Source organism: Williamsia muralis, assembly GCF_002735905.1.
GTDB classification, from domain to species: Bacteria; Actinomycetota; Actinomycetes; order Mycobacteriales; family Mycobacteriaceae; genus Williamsia; species Williamsia muralis_A.
The window spans coordinates 347,629-372,073 of sequence record NZ_PEBD01000008.1 but is presented as its reverse complement, the minus strand read 5'-3'; the positions used below and the strand labels follow the sequence as shown (position 1 = coordinate 372,073).

The 24,445-nt window shown below is 63.7% G+C and carries 26 protein-coding genes; 13 read left to right on the top strand and 13 right to left on the bottom strand.

The genetic code is table 11. The features are described 5' to 3' along the window. Positions 1 to 9: 9 nt before the first annotated feature. Positions 10 to 939 carry an NADP-dependent oxidoreductase gene (locus tag CSW57_RS10770; RefSeq protein WP_099382775.1) on the bottom strand — a complete coding sequence of 310 codons (930 nt, stop codon included), beginning with the start codon at positions 937 to 939 and terminating at the stop codon, positions 10 to 12. A 90-nt stretch (positions 940 to 1,029) separates the two neighbouring features. Here CSW57_RS10770 and CSW57_RS10765 point away from each other — a divergent pair, with 90 nt between their 5' ends. The 3 genes from CSW57_RS10765 to CSW57_RS10755 all read left to right on the top strand — a co-directional run bounded on the left by CSW57_RS10765 (position 1,030) and on the right by CSW57_RS10755 (position 3,262). Then, a complete protein-coding gene (locus CSW57_RS10765) occupies positions 1,030 to 1,545 on the top strand; it encodes a MarR family winged helix-turn-helix transcriptional regulator (RefSeq protein ID WP_099382774.1) in 516 nt (171 codons plus the stop codon). Between the two features lie 136 nt (positions 1,546 to 1,681). Continuing rightward, the gene (locus CSW57_RS10760; protein WP_099382773.1) at positions 1,682 to 2,191 is read left to right on the top strand and encodes a DUF3995 domain-containing protein; all 510 of its coding nucleotides are present in this window, start codon (positions 1,682 to 1,684) and stop codon (positions 2,189 to 2,191) included. 684 nt (positions 2,192 to 2,875) lie between these two features. After that, complete coding sequence (locus tag CSW57_RS10755) at positions 2,876 to 3,262, top strand: ester cyclase (RefSeq protein ID WP_099382772.1); 387 nt, start codon at positions 2,876 to 2,878, stop codon at positions 3,260 to 3,262. 38 nt (positions 3,263 to 3,300) lie between these two features. On the opposite strand, the gene CSW57_RS10750 is transcribed toward CSW57_RS10755, so the two are convergent. From CSW57_RS10750 to CSW57_RS10740, 3 genes are all read right to left on the bottom strand, one after another. Beyond that, the gene (locus CSW57_RS10750; protein ID WP_099382771.1) at positions 3,301 to 4,224 is read right to left on the bottom strand and encodes a vWA domain-containing protein; all 924 of its coding nucleotides are present in this window, start codon (positions 4,222 to 4,224) and stop codon (positions 3,301 to 3,303) included. Between the two features lie 66 nt (positions 4,225 to 4,290). Further along, positions 4,291 to 5,226, bottom strand: a complete 936-nt coding sequence (locus CSW57_RS10745; protein ID WP_099383310.1) for an AAA family ATPase — start codon at positions 5,224 to 5,226, stop codon at positions 4,291 to 4,293. A gap of 21 nt (positions 5,227 to 5,247) precedes the next feature. Further along, positions 5,248 to 6,075 carry a mycofactocin-coupled SDR family oxidoreductase gene (locus CSW57_RS10740; RefSeq protein ID WP_099383309.1) on the bottom strand — a complete coding sequence of 276 codons (828 nt, stop codon included), beginning with the start codon at positions 6,073 to 6,075 and terminating at the stop codon, positions 5,248 to 5,250. A gap of 125 nt (positions 6,076 to 6,200) precedes the next feature. On the opposite strand from CSW57_RS10740, the gene CSW57_RS10735 reads away from it, so the two are divergent. After that, positions 6,201 to 6,824: an acyl-CoA-like ligand-binding transcription factor gene (locus tag CSW57_RS10735; protein WP_099382770.1), complete on the top strand. Its 624-nt coding sequence runs from the start codon at positions 6,201 to 6,203 to the stop codon at positions 6,822 to 6,824. A gap of 1,119 nt (positions 6,825 to 7,943) precedes the next feature. On the opposite strand, the gene CSW57_RS10730 is transcribed toward CSW57_RS10735, so the two are convergent. Next, the gene (locus tag CSW57_RS10730; RefSeq protein ID WP_099382769.1) at positions 7,944 to 8,642 is read right to left on the bottom strand and encodes an SDR family NAD(P)-dependent oxidoreductase; all 699 of its coding nucleotides are present in this window, start codon (positions 8,640 to 8,642) and stop codon (positions 7,944 to 7,946) included. Positions 8,643 to 8,744: 102 nt separating this feature from the next. Between CSW57_RS10730 and CSW57_RS10725 the strand changes: the two genes are divergently transcribed. The 4 genes from CSW57_RS10725 (at position 8,745) to CSW57_RS10710 (ending at position 11,669) form a co-directional block, all read left to right on the top strand. Further along, on the top strand, positions 8,745 to 9,605 hold the full coding sequence (locus CSW57_RS10725) for a helix-turn-helix transcriptional regulator (RefSeq protein ID WP_223249184.1): 861 nt from the start codon (positions 8,745 to 8,747) through the stop codon (positions 9,603 to 9,605). Positions 9,606 to 9,940: 335 nt separating this feature from the next. Beyond that, the gene (gene nthB / locus CSW57_RS10720) at positions 9,941 to 10,648 is read left to right on the top strand and encodes a nitrile hydratase subunit beta (RefSeq protein WP_099382767.1); all 708 of its coding nucleotides are present in this window, start codon (positions 9,941 to 9,943) and stop codon (positions 10,646 to 10,648) included. Next, positions 10,645 to 11,244, top strand: coding sequence for a nitrile hydratase subunit alpha (gene nthA, locus CSW57_RS10715; protein ID WP_099382766.1), 600 nt, complete (start codon positions 10,645 to 10,647; stop codon positions 11,242 to 11,244). Before nthB ends, nthA begins: the two co-directional genes overlap by 4 nt. After that, entirely contained in the window at positions 11,241 to 11,669 is a 429-nt protein-coding gene (locus CSW57_RS10710) for a nitrile hydratase accessory protein (RefSeq protein ID WP_099382765.1), read from the top strand. Before nthA ends, CSW57_RS10710 begins: the two co-directional genes overlap by 4 nt. A gap of 44 nt (positions 11,670 to 11,713) precedes the next feature. On the opposite strand, the gene CSW57_RS10705 is transcribed toward CSW57_RS10710, so the two are convergent. The 4 genes from CSW57_RS10705 to CSW57_RS10690 all read right to left on the bottom strand — a co-directional run bounded on the left by CSW57_RS10705 (position 11,714) and on the right by CSW57_RS10690 (position 15,267). Then, complete coding sequence (locus CSW57_RS10705) at positions 11,714 to 12,613, bottom strand: hypothetical protein (protein WP_143696511.1); 900 nt, start codon at positions 12,611 to 12,613, stop codon at positions 11,714 to 11,716. An 80-nt stretch (positions 12,614 to 12,693) separates the two neighbouring features. Further along, positions 12,694 to 13,560, bottom strand: coding sequence for a hypothetical protein (locus CSW57_RS10700; protein ID WP_099382763.1), 867 nt, complete (start codon positions 13,558 to 13,560; stop codon positions 12,694 to 12,696). Between the two features lie 33 nt (positions 13,561 to 13,593). After that, positions 13,594 to 14,463, bottom strand: a complete 870-nt coding sequence (locus CSW57_RS10695) for an LLM class flavin-dependent oxidoreductase (protein ID WP_099382762.1) — start codon at positions 14,461 to 14,463, stop codon at positions 13,594 to 13,596. A 273-nt stretch (positions 14,464 to 14,736) separates the two neighbouring features. After that, positions 14,737 to 15,267 carry a hypothetical protein gene (locus tag CSW57_RS10690; RefSeq protein ID WP_099382761.1) on the bottom strand — a complete coding sequence of 177 codons (531 nt, stop codon included), beginning with the start codon at positions 15,265 to 15,267 and terminating at the stop codon, positions 14,737 to 14,739. Positions 15,268 to 15,472: 205 nt separating this feature from the next. Between CSW57_RS10690 and CSW57_RS10685 the strand changes: the two genes are divergently transcribed. After that, positions 15,473 to 15,754, top strand: coding sequence for a hypothetical protein (locus CSW57_RS10685; protein ID WP_099382760.1), 282 nt, complete (start codon positions 15,473 to 15,475; stop codon positions 15,752 to 15,754). 10 nt (positions 15,755 to 15,764) lie between these two features. Here CSW57_RS10685 and CSW57_RS10680 read toward each other — a convergent pair whose 3' ends face one another. Beyond that, complete coding sequence (locus CSW57_RS10680; RefSeq protein ID WP_223249183.1) at positions 15,765 to 16,751, bottom strand: alpha/beta hydrolase; 987 nt, start codon at positions 16,749 to 16,751, stop codon at positions 15,765 to 15,767. Between the two features lie 107 nt (positions 16,752 to 16,858). After that, entirely contained in the window at positions 16,859 to 17,779 is a 921-nt protein-coding gene (locus tag CSW57_RS10675; protein ID WP_223249182.1) for an esterase/lipase family protein, read from the bottom strand. Positions 17,780 to 18,111: 332 nt separating this feature from the next. Between CSW57_RS10675 and CSW57_RS10670 the strand changes: the two genes are divergently transcribed. Together CSW57_RS10670 and CSW57_RS10665 are read left to right on the top strand one after the other, a co-directional pair. Beyond that, complete coding sequence (locus CSW57_RS10670; RefSeq protein WP_223249181.1) at positions 18,112 to 19,530, top strand: FAD-binding oxidoreductase; 1,419 nt, start codon at positions 18,112 to 18,114, stop codon at positions 19,528 to 19,530. A gap of 40 nt (positions 19,531 to 19,570) precedes the next feature. Then, on the top strand, positions 19,571 to 20,785 hold the full coding sequence (locus CSW57_RS10665; RefSeq protein WP_099382758.1) for a DUF3068 domain-containing protein: 1,215 nt from the start codon (positions 19,571 to 19,573) through the stop codon (positions 20,783 to 20,785). 96 nt (positions 20,786 to 20,881) lie between these two features. Here CSW57_RS10665 and msrA read toward each other — a convergent pair whose 3' ends face one another. Together msrA and msrB are read right to left on the bottom strand one after the other, a co-directional pair. Then, positions 20,882 to 21,391, bottom strand: coding sequence for a peptide-methionine (S)-S-oxide reductase MsrA (gene msrA, locus CSW57_RS10660; protein WP_030166721.1), 510 nt, complete (start codon positions 21,389 to 21,391; stop codon positions 20,882 to 20,884). Next, positions 21,388 to 21,849: a peptide-methionine (R)-S-oxide reductase MsrB gene (msrB, locus tag CSW57_RS10655; protein ID WP_023958441.1), complete on the bottom strand. Its 462-nt coding sequence runs from the start codon at positions 21,847 to 21,849 to the stop codon at positions 21,388 to 21,390. Before msrB ends, msrA begins: the two co-directional genes overlap by 4 nt. A 252-nt stretch (positions 21,850 to 22,101) precedes the next feature. On the opposite strand from msrB, the gene CSW57_RS10650 reads away from it, so the two are divergent. Further along, positions 22,102 to 23,349, top strand: coding sequence for an MFS transporter (locus tag CSW57_RS10650; protein WP_099382757.1), 1,248 nt, complete (start codon positions 22,102 to 22,104; stop codon positions 23,347 to 23,349). Between the two features lie 252 nt (positions 23,350 to 23,601). Further along, on the top strand, positions 23,602 to 24,423 hold the full coding sequence (locus CSW57_RS10645) for a GGDEF domain-containing protein (RefSeq protein WP_189339207.1): 822 nt from the start codon (positions 23,602 to 23,604) through the stop codon (positions 24,421 to 24,423). Positions 24,424 to 24,445: the final 22 nt, after the last annotated feature.

Here is a 24,445-nt window from a genome sequence, read left to right as displayed (position 1 = left end):
GAGTGGCGTTCAGGGGAGCACGATGACCTTCCCGGCAATCCGCCCGTCGGCTGCTTCCTTGTGGAGGGCGGGCAGTTCGGTGAGGGGTATCCGCCGTGTGACCTCGATGGTGAGTGCGCCGGCGTCGACCAGAGACACGATCTCGGTGAGGCGTGTGCGGTTCGGTCGAACGAATACGGTGGCTGCCCGCACATTTCGGGCTTTGTCGTCGGGCGTCGCCATGAACGCGGTGGTGCTGACAACGGCGCCACCGTCTCGAACGGCAGTGACAAGGGTGGCGAACTGCTCGGGTTCGATGGGGGCGAGGTTGAGCAATACGTCTACTTGGACGTCGAGGGCATCGAGTAGGGCGGTGTTGGTGTGATCGATGATTTGGTCGGCGCCCGCGGCGCGGACAGCGTCGATACTGCGTGGACTGGCGGTTGCGATGACGTGCACGCCAGCGCGTTTGGCCAGTTGGATGGCGTACTTGCCGACCACACCTCCGGCGCCGACGATCAGCACGCTCTGTCCGCTGGTCAGCTGTCCGTCGTCGAACAGTGCCTGCCACGCAGTCAGGGCGACAGACGGCAGGGCCGCGGCGTCGTCCAACGGGACAGTGGTGGGGGCGTGCACCAGTGCCTGGGCTGAGGCGGTGACGTACTCGGCTGCGCCACCGTCGTGTTCCATCGGCAGGAACCCGATGACATTGTCGCCGACTTCGAGGTCGTCCACGCCCTCGCCCAGCGCATCCACGGTGCCCGAAACGTCATATCCGGGGATGTGCGGCAACACAATTGGGATGGGGAGGAATCCGGCCCGCATGCCATTGTCGGCGGCGTTGTACGCCGACGCTGCAACACGCACGCGGACCTGTCCGTCGGCCGGCGTCGGCTGCTCGACATCTTCGTAGTGGAGGACTTCGGGACCGCCGACCTCGTGGAACTGTACTGCCTTCATGGTGACTCCTTCAATTATTTGCTTCGAATGTGAAGCACTTAGATCAAGGTAGCAGTGCTTTGAATTTGAAGCAACAGGTAAGCTGTCGACGTGACCGAACGCAGAGACCAACAAGCTCTGAGCGCTGTCGAGCTCGGCGCTTACCTCGCGCTGATCGAGACGAGCAGCCTGGTGCGCCATGCAGTGGAGCAGCAACTACAGGAGGCGGGCAGCCTCAGCTACGTGCAGTTCCAGCTGCTCGCATCGCTAGGCGACGCACCTACGGGCAGTCGTCGGATGACCGAACTGGCCGACGGCGTGGTGTACAGCAGGAGCGGACTCACCTATCAAGTGGGTCTTCTCGAACGCGCGGGGCTGGTGACCCGCAGTCCTTCTGAGGAAGATGAACGCGGAATCACCGTCACCGTGACCGAGGCCGGCCGGCAAGTGCTCGCGACCGTGTTCCCAGGGCACATCGGGATCGTCCGGCAACTACTTTTCGATGCTCTGGACCAGGACGACATCGATGTCCTCGCCCGCGTACTCACCAAAGCCCGTGACCACATGCGAACCATCCCCCCTCGCTCGGCCAAACCCCGCCGGACGAGCAAGCGTCGGGGGGAGTGAAGCGCTAACTACGCGGGGTCTCTTCGCAACCCGGGTTCGCCGGGTAAAACGCTTTGATCGACGAGCACTTTCTCGGGGTCAGGTTTGAGGGTAAACCTGGATGTGCCTGCAGCTCAATGTTCGTAGGCTGTTTTCAATGCGAACACACTCGTCGACAGCACAGACCGACGTCGCCTCGGTTGCCTTCGGCATCGCCGCGGCCGCCGGTCTGCTGCACGCGGTGGCGAGTCTGTACTGGGCCGTCGGCGGCCGTTGGCAACTCGAGTCAGTGGGAGAGTGGGCTGTTGAGCTCGCGCGCGAGAGCCCGGTCGAAATCGGTCTGGCCCTGGGTCTCATCGCGCTGGTAAAAGCGGTCGCAGCTGTCGTGCCGATGGTCAACGAGCGACGAAATAGCCGGTCCTATCGACCGATTCGATGGTGTGGCTGGTCAGGCGGTGTCGTTCTGGTGGTGTGGGGAGGGGTCTCGTCGTTGTCGGCGTGCGTGGTGCTCGCCGGCCTCGTCTCGCCCAGCAATGGATACAACCGGACCACCATGATCGGGCACGCCTTCATATGGGATCCGCTGTTTGTGGTGTGGGGCGCCGCGCTACTGACGGGCTTATGGCTCACCCGGCCCGCACGTCCTCTGGTGCACCCAGGCCCCTGAACGCGATCAACCGAGGAAAACAGCACCCTTAGGTTAAGTCCTATTGTCAGCGATAACCATTCGCGATCAGCGCGGCGTTCAGCGACGATGAAACTTGTGGAACCTGATGAAGTACCTGACGATTGGCGCCCAACGGCCGCGGACGGTCCGATCGACCTTGTTGTGGATGGAGAACTGTTTCAGATAGCGATCGCCTCAGACGGTGGTAGCCGATACACCTGGGTAAGCGGTCCCAACCCTGGCTATGGGTTCCAGTCCGGTGCCCCGAGGGTTGCCTGGAGGACTCGCGATCGGCTCCCACCGGCGCCACTCCCGGTCCCGCTACCGACAATTCGCTATCACCGCACACGTATCAGCGAGTTTCTCGCGGAGATAGATCCTGAGACCGGCTACATGTCCGAGGCGCCTTTTGATGATCCGTGACGAAATCTGTTGCGGCGAAGCTTATCGCGGGCTACTCGGTCGCCACCAGGAATGAACGCCGTGGTGGATCATTTGTAAGTGAAGGCGGCGAAGGCAAAATCGCACGGCTTCCGGACAGCCGAGCGCGGTGAGGTGTCGGCTTTGGATGGGAAGTGAAGAACCGATTGTGCCGCGATTATTTACGCCGGGGAGCGTTGTTGTGTCGATTGCAGCTGCTCAGGCCGGCGGTTCGGACTTCCGGTTTGCGATACTGCGTTGGTGATGGCTCGCGATGAGATGATCAACAGGTACGTGGCGTACTTGGATGCGTGTAACCGCCGGGCGTGGAACGAGCTTGGCGCATTCGTCGCGGCTTCTGTACTGGTCAACGGTGAAGAGTTGACGCAACGTGAGTACGTAGCGCAGGTCATGGCAACGATCGAGGTCTTTCCGGATTATCGATGGGAGCTCCGTCGTGCCATCGTGGAGGGTGAGTGGCTTGCTGTGTATCTACTCGATACGGGCACCCGAGCCAAGCCATTCCTCAATGCGCCCGGGGATGGCGCCCGCGTCTCCACCGATGAACTCGACATGTATCGCGTTGTCGACGGCCTGATCTGCGAAGTCGTGGGGACGGTCGACAATGCTCGGCTCGCGCACATCCCCTGATCAGAACCCCCACAGCCGTCATCGCACCACCAAACCTGTCACCCGAAAATCGAGGTCAGCGCGGGCGCCACGTCGTGGTGGTCGCGGATCACTCGGCAGCGACCGCGGCCCACGATTGCAAGATTCCGGCCGAGGTCCAGGTCGTTCTCGCCTGAGGTGTCGACCAGCACATCAAGTCGAGGCAACCGTGCTGCGACGCCACGGGGATCCGGCCCGGCGTTGTGCACGCAGTCGCTGAGCAGCAGCACCCGTGCATCGGCCGGTGGCATGCCGGCAAGTTCACCCGCCGCGACCTCCAGCGCGAACGCGACGTTGGTCAGTCCTTGCGTCGGCAGGGTCAGCAGCTGATCGAGCACGGTCACGGGACCCACCCGTTCCCCCAGTCGGACCAGAAGCGCCGCATCTGACCAAAACGCCACCACTGCAACGTCATCGCGCGCCAATTCGCCAACCATTGCGCCGACGGTGGCTGCCGCGGTCCTCACTTGCTCACCTTTGGTCGAGCCGGAGATGTCGACGACGAGGACGATGGACCGTCGGTTGCGGACCCGCTCCCGGACGAGAATGTCGTCGTCGGTCGGCAACGGGTTACCGGCAATCGCTTCCAGGGTCGCGTCGAGATCGAGTTCGTCGGTCCCACCGCGCCAGCGCATGGTCGCGAGGGTGCCTGCACTGGCGCGCCGGGCACGACGCTGCCGCAGTGGTTGCGTCAGTGCGAGTTTGCGTGCGATCTGCCGTGCGCGTCGGCGCCCGGCCTCGTCGACGACGAGGGTGGCGTCGACGGCCGTGAGGTCGCCGTCGTCGCCCGTTTCACCCGGTGCCGACGACCCCGGCAATTGCATCGGCTTCCTCGAGCGACCTCCCTTGGGGATCAGCGTGAGTCCGCCACGGCCACCGGCCGCAGGCTCCAGCAATTCTGGGTCTTCGTCCAGTTGCTTCGGCTTGCGCCGCAAGGGCTTCATGTGGGCGCGATCGTGTCCGGCACCCTTCCTCGGTCGCGACACAGGGCTGTCGGCCGGTACTGCTCTTCAACCGGGTTCGGCAGCGGCGGGAAGAAGGATGAAGTGGTCCTGCCAGATCTGGTGCAACACCGCCTCGGACGTCTCGAATGCCGTGTCGTCGAGATGAATTCGACCGGACAGCGCCACCATCATGGCGTCGAGCACAACGGCTGTGTAGTCCTCGGGCAATCCGCGCGGCGGCTCCAACGAATCGGCGGCAGGCAACTTCACGCCTCGCATCAGAGCGAGCTGCGCCACCATCAGCGCGACGTCGATGGCACCCCGGACGCTACTTCCCTGGCGGATGTCACCGCGCTCTCGCGTCGCCCTGGTCACCGCGACGGCATCAGCAACGACGCGGGCCGACTCGACTCCGGTTCGGCGGCGGACGATCTCACGTTCTGCCTCTGCGTCCTGGTAGGTGATCACAAGTCGGCACATCCGGTCGTGGACGGACGTCGACAACCTCGTGGTGCCGATGTTGTCGTAAGGATTCATCGACGCCACGATGCGGAACGTCGGAAGCGCGGTGACACTACCGACCCGTGGGACGGTGATCACCCGCTCGGCCATCGCAGTCAAGAGCGTGTTCAGCGTGTCCTCGGGTGCTCGGTTGAACTCCTCGATGTAGAGAAAGCCACCCGTGCGCATCGCCTCGGTCAACGGACCCTCGACGAAGTTGTCCGCTGTGTAGTCCTCCTTGAGTACCCGGGCCGGATTGTGGTGACCCACAAGGCGGCTCGGTGTCAGATCCGCATTGCCCTCGACGAACACCAACGGGATGTCCCATTCCGAAGTGATGGCGCCCAGCAGGGTCGACTTGGACGTACCCGGCGGGCCCTCGAGCATCAGGTCACGTCCGGCGGCGACCGCTGCGAGCAGGAGATCGGTCTCCCGCTCACGGCCGACCACCCTGTGTGCAATCCGCGACCGAACCTCCGACAAAGTGACTGCTTCGGCCACCGAGCCGTTGTTCTGCACGCCTTAGAGTCTTCCACCTGCGTCGACAACATGGGTGGTCCCGGTCACGTAACGACCGGAATCAGACACCAGATAGAGGACCGCTTCGGAGATGTCCACCGGTTCCACCATCGGCACCGGAAGCCGGTTCATCTCGGACGCAGCCTCGTCGAAGTCGGCCCGCGTCGGGTTCTCCAGGTCAGGCCGAAACAGCTTGTAGGTCGCCTCGTTGAGGATCATCGGTGTGGCGACGGTCGTCGGATGAATGCTGTTGACCCGGATGCTCTGCGGTCCCAGCTCTTTCGCCAACACGCTCATGAGCCCGACCAGTCCGGACTTGGCCGCGGAGTAGTGGGCAATGTTCTCGTTGACGCTGATCGACGCCAGGGAACTGGTGATGACGATGGAGCCACCACGTCCGCCCGCAACGATGTGGGGAGCTGCCGCACGGATCGACTTCCACACCCCGGTGAGGTTGATGTCGATCATGGTCTGCCACATCTCTTCATCCATCTCGAGCGCAGGCGCCATGCTGTTGATCCCCGCGTTCGCGATCACGATGTCGAGGCGGCCGAGTTGAGCCACACCGTCGTCGGCAGCCTTCTTCAGGGCGGCCAGGTCGCGCACATCGACCTCCGACGCCACGATCCGGCGATCGAGGGCCTCGACGTCCTTGACTGTCTGTTCCAGATCCGCCGCGGTGGCGGTGTCGTAGGGGACAGTGGCGACCTGTTTGGCGGTGTCCACCGCGATGATGTCCGCGCCCTCCTGCGCAAGGCGGATCGCGTGGCTGCGCCCTTGACCTCGTGCTGCGCCGGTGATGAAGGCGACCTTGCCTTCGAGTTTGCCCATGTCGACCACTTCCATTCCGTTGTGACCCAGCTCTCACATCGAGGTTATGTCACCTAGTGCCAGAACGCCAGCATGGACTTCCCGCGGACGTGCACAGCGATGGACGGAGGTGAGACGATAGTCAGATGGCAGACGGGGAGGTCCGCGCCGCGGTGACCGACACAGTTGATCGAGGCGGCCGTCCTGCCGCGACCAGCGCCCACGAACTGGCAGCCGCGGCCCAGGAGTTGTTCATAGCGCACGGCTTTGAGCAGACCAGCGTGGAGGACATTGCGACGGCAGTAGGGGTCAGTCGCCGCACGTTCTTTCGCTACTTCGCGACTAAGGCCGATGTGCTGTGGGTCGAGTCCGACACCGAGTTCGCCCGCCTTACGGCGTTTCTGGCCGCCGATGACGGTACTGCCGCACCGCGCGACGTCGTCGAGGCCGCGATAGTCTCTGCCCTCGCCTTTCGGCCTGAGGACGAGGAATGGGCGCGCCACCGTGCCCAGTTGGTCCTGACCGTGCCCGCAGTGCAGTCCTACGCATCGGTGTTGTACCGACAGTGGCGCGAGGCGATTTCCGATTTCATCCGCTGTCGCGGTCTCTGGCGCACCGACGAACTCTTTTCAATCGCCTTCGCTCACTCCACCACGGCCGCCATCATGACCGGCCATGAATACTGGGTGTCGCATCCGGAAACGACGCTGCCGCAATGCCTTCGATCGTCTATTCAGCTTCTCGTACCCAGCGGCCCCCCGGCCCCCTGAGCAGATTGCCGCGCGGCGACGCAATCATTATCCAAAGACCGTGCAACTGCTGGTTCAGTGAGCGACGGTAGCTGCCGCGTCACCGACCGCGTCGAGAGCCGGGCCTGAAGTGAGCGATCGCAACTGCCAACTCGCCGAACTCGGCGACGCTCGGTCTACAGCACGAGCATTCGCCGGTTCAACGAGCGGCCCCAACCGTCAACGCACCGAACTCGTTGACGCTCGGTCTGCAGCACGGGCATCTGCCGGTTCAACGAGCGGCCGCTATTGCCAACCCGCGAAACTCGTTGACGCTCGGTCTACAGCACGGGCATCTGCCAGTACGGCGAGCGACCGAGACAGTCAGTTCACCAAACTCGTCGACGCTCGGACTACGTCGCGAGCGAGTCGGGCGTCGTGACCCAACAGATGAATTGGGAACTGTTGGTGAGTGTCGACCTCGGATAGAACGGCAATGCACCAGTAATCGACAAGAATGCGCAACCGCCTCCATAGGATTCGGTACGGTTACGCCATGCGTACACCGTCAAGGGTCGCGGCAACCGGGTGTCGAATAGCCTTGGTGGTCTGCGCGATGGCGCTTGCGTCCGGATGTGGCGACTCGGATTCTTTGGGCGCTGATGACCGAGATGCTGTCGAGGCAGCATTTCTCAATTACGTTGCCACCCGCAATAGCTCGGACACATTGCCCTCGTCCTTTCCGGTTTGTTCAGGCACCGCCGAAGGCACAGTTGGCCAACCTCCGATTCCCAGAACGGACTCCCTCATCGTCGGCGAGGTCAAAGGCGTCGACGGTACTTCAACGAGGGCGACTGTCAGAATCGTCTCCACCCTTGTGGAAGAGCCCGGAAGCGACACGGGACTGCCGCCGTCACGGCCCGGCCCATCAAAGGTTCAGATGGTGAAAGAAGATGGACAGTGGAAGCACTGCCCACCGTATTGGACGCGTGGCACGGGCAGTCAGAGACCGTGATTGTTGGTCGGGCGTCGCGACCCCAGAGATGAATGCGGCTGTCGAACTCGCGAATATGCCGACCGAATAGTCACTGGCTCTGGACCAACCGCCCTTCCAGGGTCAAATGTCGAAACTAGCGCTACCGCCGATCACGCCGTCCGTCTTCAAGACCAGCTGATCTCGCCTTCCCGGTCTACGAACCGGCCCGACCCATGCCCGGGCCCCTCGATGGCGAGACCAACTATCGCGTCGGTGCCTTCGGTGATGGTCTGATGACCGGAATGGCCGTTGAAATCCGTTGCCGTGTAACCGGGGTCAACAGCGTTGATGCGAATGCCGGCGAGGGCCTTTGCGTACTGGGTGGTCAGCATGGTCAGCGCTGCTTTCGACGCCGTGTAGATAGGGGCGACGACGTGAAATTCCGGACGGCTCGGATCATGAGTCGCAGCAAGCGATCCCAACCCACTGCTCACATTGATGACCACAGGATCATCAGACCGCTTCAGGAGGGGCAGGAAGGCCGTGGTCGTCCGGACAACACCGGCGACGTTCACATCGAGAACGCCGAGGACATCGGCACCGGTCAAGTCACTTGGATCCCCCATCGGACCCGCAACGCCGGCGTTGTTGATGAGGACGTCGATCGACCCCTCGTGTTGCGCGACATTGTCTGCAGCTGCGGCGACCGATAGGTCATCGGTGACATCTATCTCGACGAATCGAGCTCCGAGCGCTTCGGCGGCCGCAGAACCTGCGCGGCTGTCGCGGGCTCCGATCAGAACGGTGTGGCCCTGTTCGATGAGGCGTCGAGCGGTCTCGCGTCCCAGGCCCTTGTTGGCTCCGGTGATGAATGTGATTGTCATGCATTCATCCTGTGTTCGACACGGATGGCTCACCAGAGACGGCTCGACGGTAGGACAACGAGTACCACCTTCGAACCGTGCCGGCGGTGCACAATCGAGGACGTGAACACTCACCCGACCGATCTCGGCGTCACTTTGCGCGCCTGGCGCGACCGGATGTCCCCGTCCGCGGTCGGACTACCGGAGCGGCATGCCCGCCGGGCCAAAGGGCTACGGCGGGAGGAACTCGCCGACCTGGCCGGCGTGTCCGTCGACTACGTCGTGCGGCTCGAGCAGGGCCGGGCGACGACACCATCTGCGCAAGTGATCGCATCGCTTGGTCGGGCCCTGCAGCTGACAGATACGGAGCGAGACCATCTGTACAGATTGGCCGGACATGTCCCTCCCGGCTCCGACGAGATCTCCGATCACATCCCACCCGGCGTTCACCGTGTCCTGAACCGGCTCGGAGACACAGCGGTCGCGGTCTTTGCCGCAGATTGGCAGCTCATCTGGTGGAACCGGGGCTGGGCGGCTCTGGTTGGCGATCCATCGTCAGCTCCACCGTCGCTCCGCAACTTCGCCCGCGACACTTTCCTCGCCGATGACAACCCGGCGCTGGCGCAATGGCCCGTGACAATACTCGCCGGTGATACCGCGGAAGAGGCCATCGTGTCTGACCTACGCCGAGCGACCGGCCGTTTCCCGAACAACAGTCGCCTGATCAAGCTGATCGACTCGCTCACCGCCGGTAGCGAGCGTTTCGCCGACCTATGGGCCTCCGGCAAGGTCGGAGCACATCGGGAGTCACACAAGATCATCGAGCATACCCAGGTTGGGCCCATCACGGTGGACTGCGACGTCCTCACCGACGGTGACGCGGAGTTGAAGATCGTGATCCTCACCGCTGCAACGGATTCCGAAGACGAAACCAAACTTCGGCTGGCGACCCTGTCAGGTGTGTCAGAGGCCGCTCACCGCTAGTCCGGCGTCGGCGCGATCTCCAGACAGTGGAGGAACCACTTGACTCCGTCTGCAGGGTTCGCTGGCTCCTACCGCACTATTGCAGGTCGGGCGGCATGCTGGTTTCACTGCACAGCTTTGCTGATCGCAGAACATGTTGTCCCACAGGGCAAGATTCGCTCCAGGGTCAGGCGAGTCCAAAGAAGTGCCTGCCGTGTGTACGTCGGTTGACATCCCAGACACCGCGCTGGGAGGATTTGTGAGGCAAGTCACTTCGAAGGCGGAGTTCCTCTGAGTGCGACTCCGAGACCTCTCGGATTTGCAGCAGCAGACCACGCCGGAGTCGGGAGCACCATATGAACGGCGTATTCGATCTCGGAGGAACCGATGGTCTCGGTCCGGTCGATCCTCCGGACAGTGAACCGGTCTTCAGAGCCGAGTGGGAAAAGACGGTGTTCGCCATGTACCCGGCCTGCGTTGGCGCCGGGTACTTCGGTATCGACCAGTTCCGACAGGGAACCGAGAAGATGGACCCGGCGACTTACCTCAGCTCGCCCTACTACCAGCACTGGCTCCACTCCATCGAGGCCCACGTCATCGAGATAGGCGCTGTCGAGGCGGACGAACTAGCCCGCCGCACCCGCCACTATCTCAACAACCCCGACGCCCCACTCCCTGAACACAGCCAACGCCAAGAGCTGCTCGCCTTCGTTGACATAGCGGTATCGGCGGGCGCTTCCGCTGCTCGAAGAACCAGCAAGCAGCCGCGATTCACCGTCGGTGACAAGGTCCGCACGGTTCACGTCAGCCCGTTCGGACACACCCGGTTGGCCCGGTACATCCGAGGTAAACAGGCTGTGGTTGTCGCTCACCGCGGGTCGTTCATCTACCCAGACTCGGCAGGGAACGGGCTCGGCGACGCACCAGAGCATGTCTACACCATCAAGTTCACCAGCGAAGAGTTGTGGGGCAACGGCTTTGGCGATCCGAATGCGTCGGTGTGTTTCGACGTATGGGACCCCTACGTCGAATTGATCGATGAAGAGGACGGGGCGACCGCATGAGTGCTTGGACCTCAGGTCAGGAAGAAACGGCCGCCCGCGTCAAGGCGCTGGAGTCGATGCTCATCGAAAGGGGGGTGATGACGAGCTCGATGGTCGACCGCATCGTCGACATCTATGAGAATCAGGTCGGGCCGCAGCTGGGAGCAAAAGTGGTTGCGAAAGCATGGACTGACACAGACTTTCGGCGGCGACTCCTCGACAACGCCGGCGAAGCCTGCAGAGAACTGGGCATCGGTGGTCTGCAAGGCGAAGACATGGTGGTCCTCGAGGACACCGACGAGGTGCACCACGCCATCGTGTGCACATTGTGCTCGTGTTACCCGTGGCCGGTACTCGGGTTGCCTCCCAACTGGTACAAAGACCCGCAATATCGGGCCCGCATCGTGCGTGAGCCGCGCAAGGTCCTGGCCGACGACTTCGGATTCGCCATCGCCGACTCCGTCGAGATCCGAATCTGGGACTCGAGTTCGGAGATGCGTTACTGGGTGCTGCCGCAGCGACCCGCCGGTACCCACGGCTGGAGTGAAGAACAACTCGCGGCACTGGTCACACGGGATTCGATGATCGGCGTCGGCCCGGTCAAGGCCGCATCATGAACGACGTGCCCGCCACCGCACCAGATGCGGACCGCCGAGCGGTGGATGATCTGGTCCGCAACCTACCCGGCGGGCGGCCCGGGGAAATGTCATTCGATCACCCTTGGGAGATCAGAGCTTTCGCGCTGGCGGTGGCGGCGCACACCGCAGGCGAGTTCGATTGGCCAGTGTTCCAGGGCGCGCTCATCGATGCCATCAAGGACGGGGAGTCATTTCGCTCCGTCAGCTCTGATGAGTCGTGGTCGTACTACGAACACTGGCTACGCGCACTGGAGGCAGTCATGGCCAGTAATGGAGCCATCGACCGTTCCGCTCTGACGACTCGGGCGGCAGAGGTTCTGGCTGCACCGCCGAACCGCAACCACCACAAAGCCATACTCGAACCAGTCGCGATTGATGCCGCGATCACTGCAACGCCGAGCTGACTGCGCCCGCAGGAGGGCCGGCCCCTACTCGTCCCCGATCCACGTCACGAACCCAGGACCTCCCTGACCCTGCTCAGCTGTTCCGCGAACCGCTGCCGGTAGAGCGCGGTGAACCGATGCAGGGGTTGATCGAGGATCGCACGGGCTGTCAGGTGTGAAACTTCCAGTAGCTCAGCCACTTCAGCCGCCGCAATCGACGGATCTGCACTGTGCTGCACGATGTCGATGAGCTCGGGAGCGTGGTCCAAGGCCCGGAGGTAGCCCGCGAAACGATCCCGGTCAGCCTGCAGTTGCCCGTGCGATTTCTCGGCGTAGTCGGGTTCCATCACGGGCTCCGAGGGAAGGAAGCGCCGAGGGTCCACCGCGATGTTGAACTCGACGTGAGTGATCTCCATGAGGTGCGCGTCGCCGTCAGCGTGCTCGTAGACGCGCAGGCATGCTCCGGTGTGCTCATCGAGGGTGGCCTGCAAAGGATTGACCTTGCCGCGCGGTGGATCAAGTAGGAATTCCCAGGCCGGCCGGCCCGCCACGGTGGACGCAACGGGATCGGCAGCGGGGGAGTGGTGGTTGTGCGGGTCGGCGAAGAGCCAATCGCCCGGGTCTCCCAGCAAACGGTACGGATGTACGTGCCGCCACTTGGCCGCAGCCGACAATGCCGAGCCACCTGAAACAGGTTCGAGGCGGCCGCGACCACCCCGTATCCAGCACCGGGCTCCTTGTTGGATGTGTACCTCGCCGTGGTCATCGGTGACGTGCCAGCGGTTGCCCGGCATGATCGTGAAACTGGCGGTCGCCGCGGTCACCTTACCGCCGACGGTGGTCACCGAGCGCAATTCGCCTACGGCACTGGTGAACCCGACGTCGGCGTACTTGGTCCGCAACTCATCCCACAGGCCGACCCGACGCCCACAAGGCTCGCCAGATGCCACAACCGTGGTGTCCATGAATACATAGTGCCGAAAACCGCCGTCCTCACGTGGCGAGTTGGCCGATGGCGAGCACAACTTCACCGGACTGTGCCCCATCAGGCAGGCGGGGACGTCCGCTGCAACTCGATGAGCCCGGCACGGGCCATCCTTGCGACGTCAGAACGGAACTGCGACAACTGCATTGCCGCCACTGCCTCGGCACCAGGTTCGGAGACGCCGAGCAGTTCGATGATGGCGGCTCGTGCGGCGGCGCCGTTGTCAGCGCCGGCGATGGCCTCGAGTACGTCCTGCGGCCGATCCAGAGCTGCCACCGTCGCCGCCATCACCTCGAAAGTCTGCTCGCGCCGTTCGCGTGGGTCCCCGGGCCGGCCGCCCCGGCGCCCGCGGTCGCGGGACTCGGCCTCGACAACGGGTCCGGACCAGACGAAGAGGTCAGCAGGCAGGTCGTCGTGTTCGCTGACGTCGTACACCTCGAACAGGTCGCCGCGCTCAGGATTGCCGACCCCCACGATGATGCCGGTGATGTCGTCGAAAGTGATCTCAATCGAATCGTCAGACCTGGACAGCAGAGTGGTTCTCCACGCAGCCCGGCCAGCTCTGTCGACGCGCGCCGGAGGTGCGACCACGCTCATCTTCTGGCTCATCCGTCGCAGTAACGAGTCCCCGCCCAACAGATCGACAGGGCTGAAGTGCGCTCCCAGGTTGACGACGCGGATGTCTTCGCCGAGGCGCCGCATCTCGCCATCGATGCGGACCAAGGGCTTCTCGCCTGCGCCCTGGATGTAGACGACATCACCCTCGCGCTCGATCCGCCATCGATCATGAGGTCCGTGCCAGAAGTCGAACACGGGCCCGGGCGTCTCGTTGCCTTCTTTGGCTGACGTTCGCATCGACCCGGACACGTACACGGTCTCAGCGGCCGCGTTGCGACCAGCCAACTCCACCCACGACGGTGTGCTCATGTCTGCGACGGTAGTCAGTGCACCCGCGGTCGGTCAGACAGGTGGTGCGAACCCGCGTTCTGCCAGAGCATCCAGCACACGCTCGGAGCCACGGAACGGGTCACCGTCTCGCGGCCAGTGGATGATCACGTCGGTGAAGCCGAGTTCCCCGGCCCGGCCGACCATGTCATCGAACGTCGCCAGACTCGTCAGTGAGAACTGCGGCGATGCGTCGAGGTTCAGGTAGCGGTCGAAGCCGTCAGGGGAACGACCTTCATCGGCCAGCGCCTCATCGAGGTGGTCGCACCCACGCTTCACCCCATCGAACCACTCATCGAGCGTCTCGGCCTTTTGCCCGGTTGTCATCCAAGCATCACCGTGGCGCACGGCGAAGCGGATCGAACGGGGCCCGTTGCCGGCCAGGATGAACGGGACCCGTTGCCGGACCGAGCCGCCGACCAGACGCATGTCGCGAGCCTGGTAATACTCGCCGTCGGCCGAGACATGGTCGTCGCTGAGCAATCGGTCGAGCAAGAGGGTGAACTCCTGGAAACGGTCGACCTTCTGGCGTGGTGTCATGGCCGAGCCGCCCTGCAGTCCGTCGTCAGGTGTACCGCCGGCGCCCAGCCCCAGCAACACGCGGTCGCCGGCGATGTCGAGCAAGGTCTCGACCTCACGCGAAAAAGACACCGGGTGACGGAAGTTGGGCGACACCACAAACGAGCCGATCTTGATGGTGGAGGTCACCATGGCGAGAGCGGTCATCGTAGGAACACTGGAGAACCAACGAGCGTCGGGCAGTCCGCCCCACACCAGATGGTCGAACACCCAGGCGTGGTCGAAGCCGATCTCCTCGGCTCGTTCCCATTTCGGTCGCGCGTCGTGCCACGACTGATCGGGCAGGATGGAGATTCCGTATCGCATGGGCTCACTGTAACCGCGGTAGGCGACACCATCGCGAAACGCGATGCATCAACGGCATATTGAGAGTTATCCACAAATCATGGGGTTATCCACAGAGCAGTGTGGAGGAAAATGCGCCATCGAAAGTGGCTGGGAGAGCGAAGAATCAAGCCCGGCACTAGTCTGCGTTCATTCAGATGAATCAAGTTGCTAAACAGGTGTTCTCACAACGGCCACCAAACGCACGAGAGTCCCGCCGCACGTGGCGACGAGACTCTCGGCTTGCAGAGTGGTTTAGCGGTTGTGCCTGGGGACGTGGCTTCCGTTGTCGCCGGGGCCGTTTCCTGTCTGGCGGGGGTCCAGATTGTGGCCCGGGCCATTTCCGGTGTGGCGGGGATCCAGGCCGTTTCCGGGGCCGTTTCCGGTCTGGCGGGGATCCATGCGGTTGCCATTGTCGTGGCGGTTGTCGTCGCGGCCGTTCCGGCCGACGTCGGGATCGAGCTTGTCAGCGCGCTGGAACTCGGCGTCGAGTTCTTGGCGCTTGCTGGCAGCTGTGCCCTGATGGGTGCTCGCTTCTGCGGCCAGGCGCTTGGCCTCCGCGGCCTTGGCGTCGGCTTCCGCCTGAGCGCGTCGGGCGTTGGCTGCATGCTCTTCGGCGATGGCCTCACGCTTGCGGACGCCGGCGACGCGTTCGGTCGCCTGCTCCCGGATCTGTCCGGCTTGCACCCGACGGCTTTCCTTGCGCTTACGTGCCAAGAACAGTGCGAGCGCTATGAGGGCCAGCACCACCACTACTGCAATGACGATCCAGACGACGGTATCCACGTTGACTCCTGACGAGACGATTTCCTCTCGGACTACCCGGGGATTTGTGGTCTCAAACACAAGAGTCCGCCGGTCAAGCGACGGGAGCCGACGATTTGCGATCTCGATACCGGAATGAGATCTGTGCAAGGTCGCTGGTCTGCAGCGGACGGAGCTGAGAGACACAACAAACAGCGTTGTCGGCGGCGGTGTCTACAGTGCGGCTATGAGCGACGACAACGGCTACCCGGACGGCTGCCCCACCCTGTCCCGCGACGGTCAGGTGGTCGGCTTCTGCCCGTCGCCGAACGGCACCCATCTGCTGGTGTGGTGGCGTGCGGACAGCGAGATCATCGGTGGTTACGGAACCTACGAGGCAGGCGTCACCGCGGCACTACGCGCAATCGCGGCAGATGGTCTCGACCCGGACCCCGACGATGTGCGCGTCGAGGCCGCCAAACTGGAGGCCGATTTTGTGGGAACCGACTGGATGGGTCTCGGGTTCTGAAGTCGGCGCGTCAGCGAATCGACTCGTAGAGCACCGGCCACGAGTCGTGCACGTCGTCGCGCCAGTAGTCCCAGGAGTGCGTTCCCTTGTCCTTGAAGTTGTAGGTCGCCGGGATCCCGAGCGCGTCGAGCCGGCCCCGCAAGTTGTGAGTGCACTGATTCGTCGCGGCCTCGATCACCCCGCCGGCAGTCAATTGCGCCACCAGCTGGCTGGTTTGGCCGTCGACGTTGGGGGCCTCGAGGTTGTCGTGCTCACCTGGCAGTCCTGAGCCGGTGGAGATGTAGAGCGCGGTCCCGCGCAGCCCCGCGGCGTTGACAAACGGATCGTTCGCCTGCCAGGCGGGGTCGTCCGGCTCACCCCACATGTTGACGGGGTTGCCACCGAAGTTCGACACCGTGATGTAGACGTACGCACGTCCGAGTGGATCGCTGGTCTGGGCGCAACCGCTGAACGAGGCCACGCCTTCGTAGAGGTCGGGTTTCTGGATGGACAGCGCGAGGACGGAGGTGGCGGACATCGAGACACCCACGATCGCGTTCTTGCCTGTGGTGTTCAGGGCCGAGTCGACGATGGGTGGGAGTTCCTCGGTGAGGAAGGTGGTCCACTTGTTGCGCCCGAGTTCGGGATCGTCGCGCTGCCAATCGGTGTAGTAGCTGGAGTCTCCACCAAGGGTGGCGACCACGTTGACGTCTTTCGTCTTGTAGAACGACGCTGCATCGCCCCAGCTGAGCAGGCCGTTCTCCTCACCGGCCCCACCGACCCCGTCGAGCACGTACACAGTTGGTCGCGGCTCGTCCCCGGGCGCGATCAGCAGCTTGAGCCCGATGTTCTTGTCCATCGCGGCGGAGTACACCTCGGCGGTCGCCTCGCGTCCTTCCCCCCGCACAAGACTCACGAGATAAGAGCCGTCGGGCGCCGCGATCGCGCGGTCGAGGATGGGGTCGGCAGAGGACGGGGCGGCCGGCGCCATCGCCACCGCGAGTCCCGCGACTGCCATGGCGACGAGTAGACGGGAGTTCCTGCGGAACTGTGTGACGGGGTTTCTCATTGTGTCCCTAGTGACGTCGCGAGCATGAACATGTGGTGGGTCGACAAGCAATAGATTCAGGGGCAGGGTGCGGGCATCGTGTCGGCATGGTCCGGGTCTAGAGCGGTGTGGATCAGCCACAAGGAGCGCGGGTGGGTGGTCAGGCCCATGTGGTCGACGGCCAATCCGGGGCAACCGTCCTGAACCCACACATTGCGCACCGTGGCGCCGGGGCCGGCAGTCAGGAACGCCGACTCCGGCGGGGTGACGACCTCGTCTCCACGTGTTGCCACGGCCACGTAATCAACCCCGGGCACGGTGTCGCCGCCGGCGTTCAGCTGCGTGAGGAAAGACGACCCGGCCATCTGCTGGGCGTACGCGGGACCGACGGCCGCGGCGAGCACCTCGTCTGCGGGTAGTCCGGCAGCGACGGCCTGCCTGCGTATCTCCGAGTTGGATCCAAGGGGCAGGTCCGTGTTCGATTCGAAGGTCGATCCGTGGTTGGTGCCGCCGACGCTCACCACAGTGTGGATGGTGTTGCGCTCCACGAACTTGAGGTAGTGGCGTGCAGTGAGTGCGCCCATCGAATGAGCGACCACATCGACCTTGTCGGCCGCCGTCGCCGATCGCACCTTGCTGACGAACGCGGCGAGCACGTCTGCAGACTCCCCGATATCGCTTCCACCGGCGAGGTCGAGGAGGTTTTCACCGCTGCCGGGCTGATGACGTCCGTAGTCGAGTGCGAACACGCAGAAGCCGGAGTCGGAGAGCCGCTTCGACAACGTCCGCCAGGTGGCGGCCATCCCTGACCCGTTGCCGTGGACCAGCACCACGGGTCGTTGATGTTCGGGTGCCGGTGTGCAGGAGGTGAACTGGTTGACGCCAGGAAGCGAAGATTCCTCGGCGGGCGCGGCGTACGCCGGGACAGGTACAAGAAACGCCGACATGACTACCGGAACAGCTGCGGCCAGAGCGGCACCCAGACGTAGGTGACCCATTCGATACCCCTTGGCTTCCACCCGACCATCACGTCCGCATCCGCGCGATATACGAGAGGCTTACCACACCCTGCGGCCCGCGGTGAGGTGAAGACGGTGGTTCGCTGGTGGTTGCAGGAGAAAGTGATCGCCAAGGGCACACCCCTCAGCAGATGGATAGTTTCACTCACGATCTTTGTAGCGGGTTGACAAGGCGCCGAATGAGATTCGGCCCGGTGCTGCAAGGCCATGATCTCGCGCGGTCGCGCGTTCCGCTGTGAGTACCCGTGTGGTCTGAGAGACTCGGTCGCGTCGGATGGTCTGTGCGGCACCGCGTGTACGAAAAAGCAGGAATGGGGGCCACCGTGGCGGCTCAGGACACCGATGCGATCCGCGAGCTGAGCGCGGCGTTGCCAGGCCGGGTGCACGAACCCGGAACGGCCGGTTACCGCGACGCGCTGGGACGGATCTTCTTTCCCGATGCAGCCCGGCGTCACCCGCTGTGCGTGGTGCAGCCGACCTCCGTGAGCGAGGTGGGCGAGGTCGTCACCATCGCCGAACGGTCGGGGAACACGGTTACCGTGCGAGGCGGCGGACTGAGTTCGAACTGCGTAGCCGATCAGTCGATCATGATCGATCTGTCGGCTCATGTGAACGGTGCGCGAGCAGACGGCGAGAAGGTCACCGTCGGTGGGGGAGCAAGCGTGGGCACCATGCTCGATGCCCTCGCCCCCGGTCGCATCGTCCCGGTCGGAATCTCACAGCACGCCGGGTTCGGGTTGGTCACCCGCGGTGGGGTCGGCTACTACACCCGCAGCCTCGGGTTGACGCTCGACCACCTCGCGGCAGTGGAGTTGGTCCTGCCCTCCGGCGAGGTCGTGCAGTTGTCCGACAGCAGTACCGGCCGCGACGCAGACCTGTGGTGGGCGGTTCGGGGGTGCGCGCCACCGTTCGGCGTGGTCACCTCGGCCACCCTGAACACGCATCGCACGAGCCCGATGTGGGTGCACCGGAGTGTGGTGGATCTCGACGCGCTCGCCACATACTTCCGCGTTGCACCAGAGGTACCGCGGCACACGATGATGGGCGCGGTGCTCGGCTACACCGACCTGACGCCGGGTAAACCGGTGATGCTGCTGTTCACCACATGTGCGAGTGAAGACGCCGCCGACATCGATGAGTCACGCAGGGCGGCAAGAGCTGTCATGGATGTGTCGAAAAAGGTGCACTACCGTTCGGAGATGTCGGGCCGCTACCTCTCGGGACTGCCCGAATACACCCCACCTGGCGCGGGGGGTGACGAACCGTCGCCGCTGTTGCTGCCCGAACCCGCCGACACCAGGGGCTCGTTCTTCGGCAAGGCCGTGTTCACCGGCCCCACGCTCGATGCCTCGGTGGCGGACGCGCTCGCATCTCAGATCGCTGCCGCACCTACACCTGCCTGCCGAATCGATTTCCAGCAGACCGGTGGCGCCCTCGGCGATGTCAGTGATACCGACACGGCTTTCTGGGGGCGATCAGCCGAATGGAACATCCCGCTCAACGCGATCTGGTCGGATCCGTCTGACGAACGAGCATGTCTGTCCTGGGCTGGCGAAACGCTGGCCGCGTTGTCCGGGCACACCACCGGTGTCTACAGCGTGGAAGTCCGTCCCGGTTTCGCCGAGACGGGAGCGGAGATCGCTGCCGCGTTCGGTGGGAACCTCGCGCGACTACGTGCGCTGCGAGACCAGATCGACCCCACCGGAGTCTTCGGTACCTACCCGCTGTGATGGCCGTCGATGAGGTGCGGCGTCGGCCCGTCATGTCCGCTTGCCATACTTGTCGAGCCACATCGGCATCCGAAGGGAGCTCACAATCAACAGGTTTCTGGCGCCCGCGCTGATCTTTTTCGGCGTCGCGGCCGTGACCGCTGCCATTGCCGTCCCGGTCTGGTTGGTCCCCCAGCTCAAGGTGGTGCCCCTCGATCTCGACATCACCACCGTGGCGGTGTCACAGCCGGCCGGAATCACCGATGACGACGAGCTGCCGGCAAAGGTCTTCGACCGCTGTTCGGTGTCCGGTCCACGTGCCGAGGTGTTCGACGCGCACCTCACCCAGCAGCGCCGCACCGTGGTCATCGAACCGTCCGACAGCGATCAGGTGACGGTGCAGTCCGGCCAGACCGTGCGGATCGACCGCATCCGCGACGGCGACGAGATCGTCGAGCCGAATGTTGCCGCTGTCGACAGCGCGCGCACGTGTTCCGACGGTGTACTCACCGGCAACATCGACGTCGTCTCCATCGACCGCGAGACGAGTAAGCCGAACGGCGAGATCCACCGCCTGCACACTGTGCAGGCGCCGGCCGGTGTTCGAACCATCGACGATGAGAGCAACTTCGTGGAGGCGCCGCGAGAGGGCTTCCAATACAAGTTCGGCTTCGATGTCGAGAAGTCGGAGTACCCGTACTACGACGTCAACACCCGCCAGGACGTCCCGGCCAAATTCGTGGGTGAGACGAAGATCAACGGGCTCACCGCGTACGAGTTCGTGAGCGAGGTGCCGGAGATCGATCAGGTGCAGCTCGAGACCCCCAGCGGCGAACCCGCCCCTGGGACATCACTCGAGATGCCTGCGAGCTGGTGGGGAATCGAAGGTGTGCCTGCCGACGAGAAAATCGTGATGGACCGTTTTGCGACCGCCACGCGGCATGTGTGGGTGGAACCGAAGACGGGAACCGTCTTGCGCGGACTCGAAGAGCAGCACCAGTACTTCAAGTCGCCGGGTTGGGAAGATCCGGGTCTTGCCCAGCCCGTCCGCGACTTCCGGATGGACGTGTTCAAGGCGACGATGGCCTGGGATTCGGCTACCGAAGACCGGCAGTCGGACAAAGCCTCTGGCTATGTCGATCAGCTCCGGTGGGGTGGTGTCATCATCCCGGCGATCGTGGGAACGATCGGTGGCATCTCGCTGATCGCGGGCATCGTGCTGCTGCTCCGCCGTCGTTCTGACAGGCCAACGGGTCGTCAGGACCTCGCCGGCTAAGCAAGGGTCTTAACACGAATCAGGGCGACGCGCATCGTGCGCGTCGCCCTGATGTGTCATGTGCCGAAGATCAGACCGCGATCACCGGCGCGGTGATCACGCGCTGGCGTTCTCCCGCCGCGGCAACTTCCAACCCGGACGCACGAAGTGGCACGTGTACCCGTTCGGAATGCGCTGCAGGTAGTCCTGATGCTCGGGCTCGGCCTCCCAGAACGGTCCCGCAGGAACCACTTCGGTGACGACCTTGCCTGGCCACAGGCCCGACGCGTCGACATCGGCGATGGTGTCGAGAGCGACGCGCTTCTGCTCGTCGTCGGTGTAGAAGATCGCCGAGCGGTAGCTCATCCCGATGTCGTTGCCCTGCCGGTTCTTGGTCGACGGGTCGTGGATCTGGAAGAAGAACTCGAGAAGATCCCGGTAGCTCGTCTGTTCGGGGTCGAACTCGATCTCGATGGCCTCTGCGTGGGTGCCGTGGTTGCGGTACGTCGCGTTGGGTACGTCGCCGCCGGTGTAGCCGACCCGAGTCGAGATGACGCCCGGCTGCCTACGAACCAGTTCCTGGACGCCCCAGAAACATCCGCCCGCCAGTATCGCCTTTTCGGTCATCGTGTGGCCTCCTTGCTGTTGAACAGATGCAGGTACTCGCCGTAGCCGGCGCTTTCCATCTCGGCGACCGGGATGAAGCGGAGTGCGGCCGAGTTGATGCAGTAACGCAGACCACCCTCGTCGATCGGCCCGTCGTTGAAGACGTGCCCCAGGTGGCTGTCGCCGTGGGTGGACCGGACTTCGGTGCGGACCATGCCGTGGGTGCTGTCCGTCTTCTCGACCACGTTCGCCGGTTCGATCGGCGTGGTGAAGCTGGGCCATCCGCAGCCGCTGTCGAACTTCTTCGTCGACGTGAACAGGGGCTCACCGGACACGATGTCGACGTACAGGCCGGCCTCGTGGTTGTCCCAGAACTCGTTCCGGAAGGCAGGCTCGGTGGCCGACTTCTGGGTGACGGCGAACTGCGCCGGGTTCAACCGGGCGACGGCGTCGGGGTCTTTGCGATATTCATGCGACACGTTGTCCTCCTTGGGGGATTCGTCTCCGCTGGCTGCGGGACGGAGGTGTCACTCGGGTATGACAACACCAAGTGTGTCCCGGGTGTTCCTCCGACGCCAGTGGCGAACCGGCGGTCTTCGGTTGTTACCTAGGCTAGCGATTGCTCACCCTAGAGTGCTCGTGTGCACGCGACCGGTGTGGACTGAGGGCGTCGCAGTGACGGCGAGCCCCCGGCGGGTCGCAGATGAGCGAGTACAGCGAAGGAGGAACGGGTGCGCGCCTGGGTGGTCTGGTCGGTGGGACTGCTGGCGTACGTCGTCGCCGTTCTGGACCGGACAACTCTGGGCGTCTCCGGCCTCGACGCCGCCGACCGGTTCTCGGCGAGCCCTAGTGTGCTCTCCACCTTTGTGGTGTTGCAGGTGATCGTCTACGCGAGCATGCAGATCCCGGCCGGTCTGCTACTCGATCGATACGGCAGCCGGGCGTTGATCGTGACGGGTGCGCTGATCATGGCCGTCGGCCAGATGACCCTGGCCCTCACCGAAGCCCTTCCTGCAGCGATCATCGCCCGCGCATTGGTCGGGGCGGGCGACGCCTTCACCTTCATCTCGGTTCTGCGGCTGGTGCCACGGTGGTTCACGCCCAAGCGGGTACCGCTGGTGACCCAGTTGACCGGCATCCTCGGCCAACTCGGCCAGGTGCTGTCGGCGGTCCCGTTCCTTGCCCTACTGAACGGGCCGGGCTGGACGGCCGCATACTCCTCGGCTGTCGCACTCGGCCTTCTCACCGCCGTGTTGGCCCTGGCTTTTGTGCGCGACGCGCCGACCGGCACCGACGCCACCACCGAGTCGGTATCGGTGAGGGAGACGCTGCGCAGCATCAAGACGGTGTGGTCGCGCCCGGGAACCAGGCTGGGGTTCTTCAGCCATATGGGCACTCAGTTCTCCATCACCGTCTTCGCGTTGATGTGGGGTATCCCGTATCTGACAACGGGACAGAACCTCTCGGCGGGTGCAGCGGGCGCACTGCTCAGCGCTTCGGTGGTGTCGATCATCGGGGCCGGCATCATCATCGGGTTGCTCACCGGTCGATTCCCGGCCCGACGCTCGTGGCTTGTCCTGGGAATCATGGGTAGCAACGCGGCCATCTGGACTGTGGTGCTGGCATTGCCGGCACCGGCACCCACGTGGCTACTGGTGATCCTCGTGGTGGTGATCTCGGTGGGCGGGCCGGGATCGGTGGTCGGTTTCGACTTCGCGCGTACCTTCAATCCCAGTAGGAGCCTCGGAACCGCACAGGGCATGGTCAACATGGGTGGCTTCTTGGTGTCGCTGATCGTGATGCAGGTGATGGGCATCATCATCGGGGCGATGGGCGGCTACTCGTTCGACTCGTTCCGGGTGGCATGGACGGTGCAATACGCTGTCTGGCTGATCGCCACCGTCGGTATCTTGAGCACTCGTCGTAAGGCCGTTCGCGAGATGGAACGCGAAAAACGTGCGCAGCTCGAGGAGTATTAGTCGGCCGGTGCGCAAGGATCGGCGTGCGCCCATCTACGTTGGGGTCACGACACCCACCGTCATGCTCACTTGGTGAGTCAACGAGAAGAGCCGATGATGACCCGAAACAACCGCCCAGGCGGCGGCCTGCGCAGCGTGCCTACCAACGCGGACCGGCAGGGCGTTCAGGCCGTCATCGATGCGCTGCCGATCGGTGCGATTGTTCTGTCACAGGATGGGCTCCTGCAACTCGCCAATGACGTGGCAAGCAGCTTGTTCGAACTCGATGAACGCCAGGTCGACGATATGTCCTTTCCGGGCGGGTTCGGGATATCGTTCCACGACTCCCAGGGCGAACTCGTTGAGGCGCAGACTGTTTCAAATAGTCAAGCTGGTCATGTCGACAGAATCGATACTGCGACAGTCTTTTTCGAGAACCTCAACGGCCAGAAGGTGTGGCTCGAAATGTCCCGAGCTAACCTACGGCCGGACGATCCCGAATGCTCGGTGTTGTTGTCGTTCCGCGACATCACGGAACTTCATCTCTCACGGAAACGTTTGTTCGCCGGCGACGTGAACGACCAGCTGACCGGACTTCCCAGGTTGCCCGCCGTCCTTGAGCACCTCGCCTCGCTGCTCCAGCGTCCGCCCGAGGATGTCGCCCGCAGCAACGTTGTGATGGTCATCAATTTCGACAAGCTGAGAGAACTGAACGCCTCGTTGGGCCACCTACGCGGCGACGAGGCCCTCGCCGAGACCGCTCAACGCCTACGCGACTGCCTTCCCCGCCCCCATCTGCTGGGCAGGGTCGTTGGGGCGGAGTTCATCGCAGTTCTCCAAGAGGTCGATCAGGACTTCGTAGACGACATCTCTGATTCCATCCACCTGGCGTTGACTGAACCGGTGATCGTGGAGGAGACTGCTGTCCGATTGCGGGCCAGTGTGGGAATCACCCACATATCGCCAGACGACGAACGCAGCCCAGAGGAGATTGTCAGCTCCGCAGACACCGCAATGTACGTCGCCCGCAACAAGGGCGGCGGCCACACCGTCGACTTCGGCTCCCTACAGATACGAGATGTCCTAGAAGGCTGACCCTTCAAAAGTGGAGCGTGGC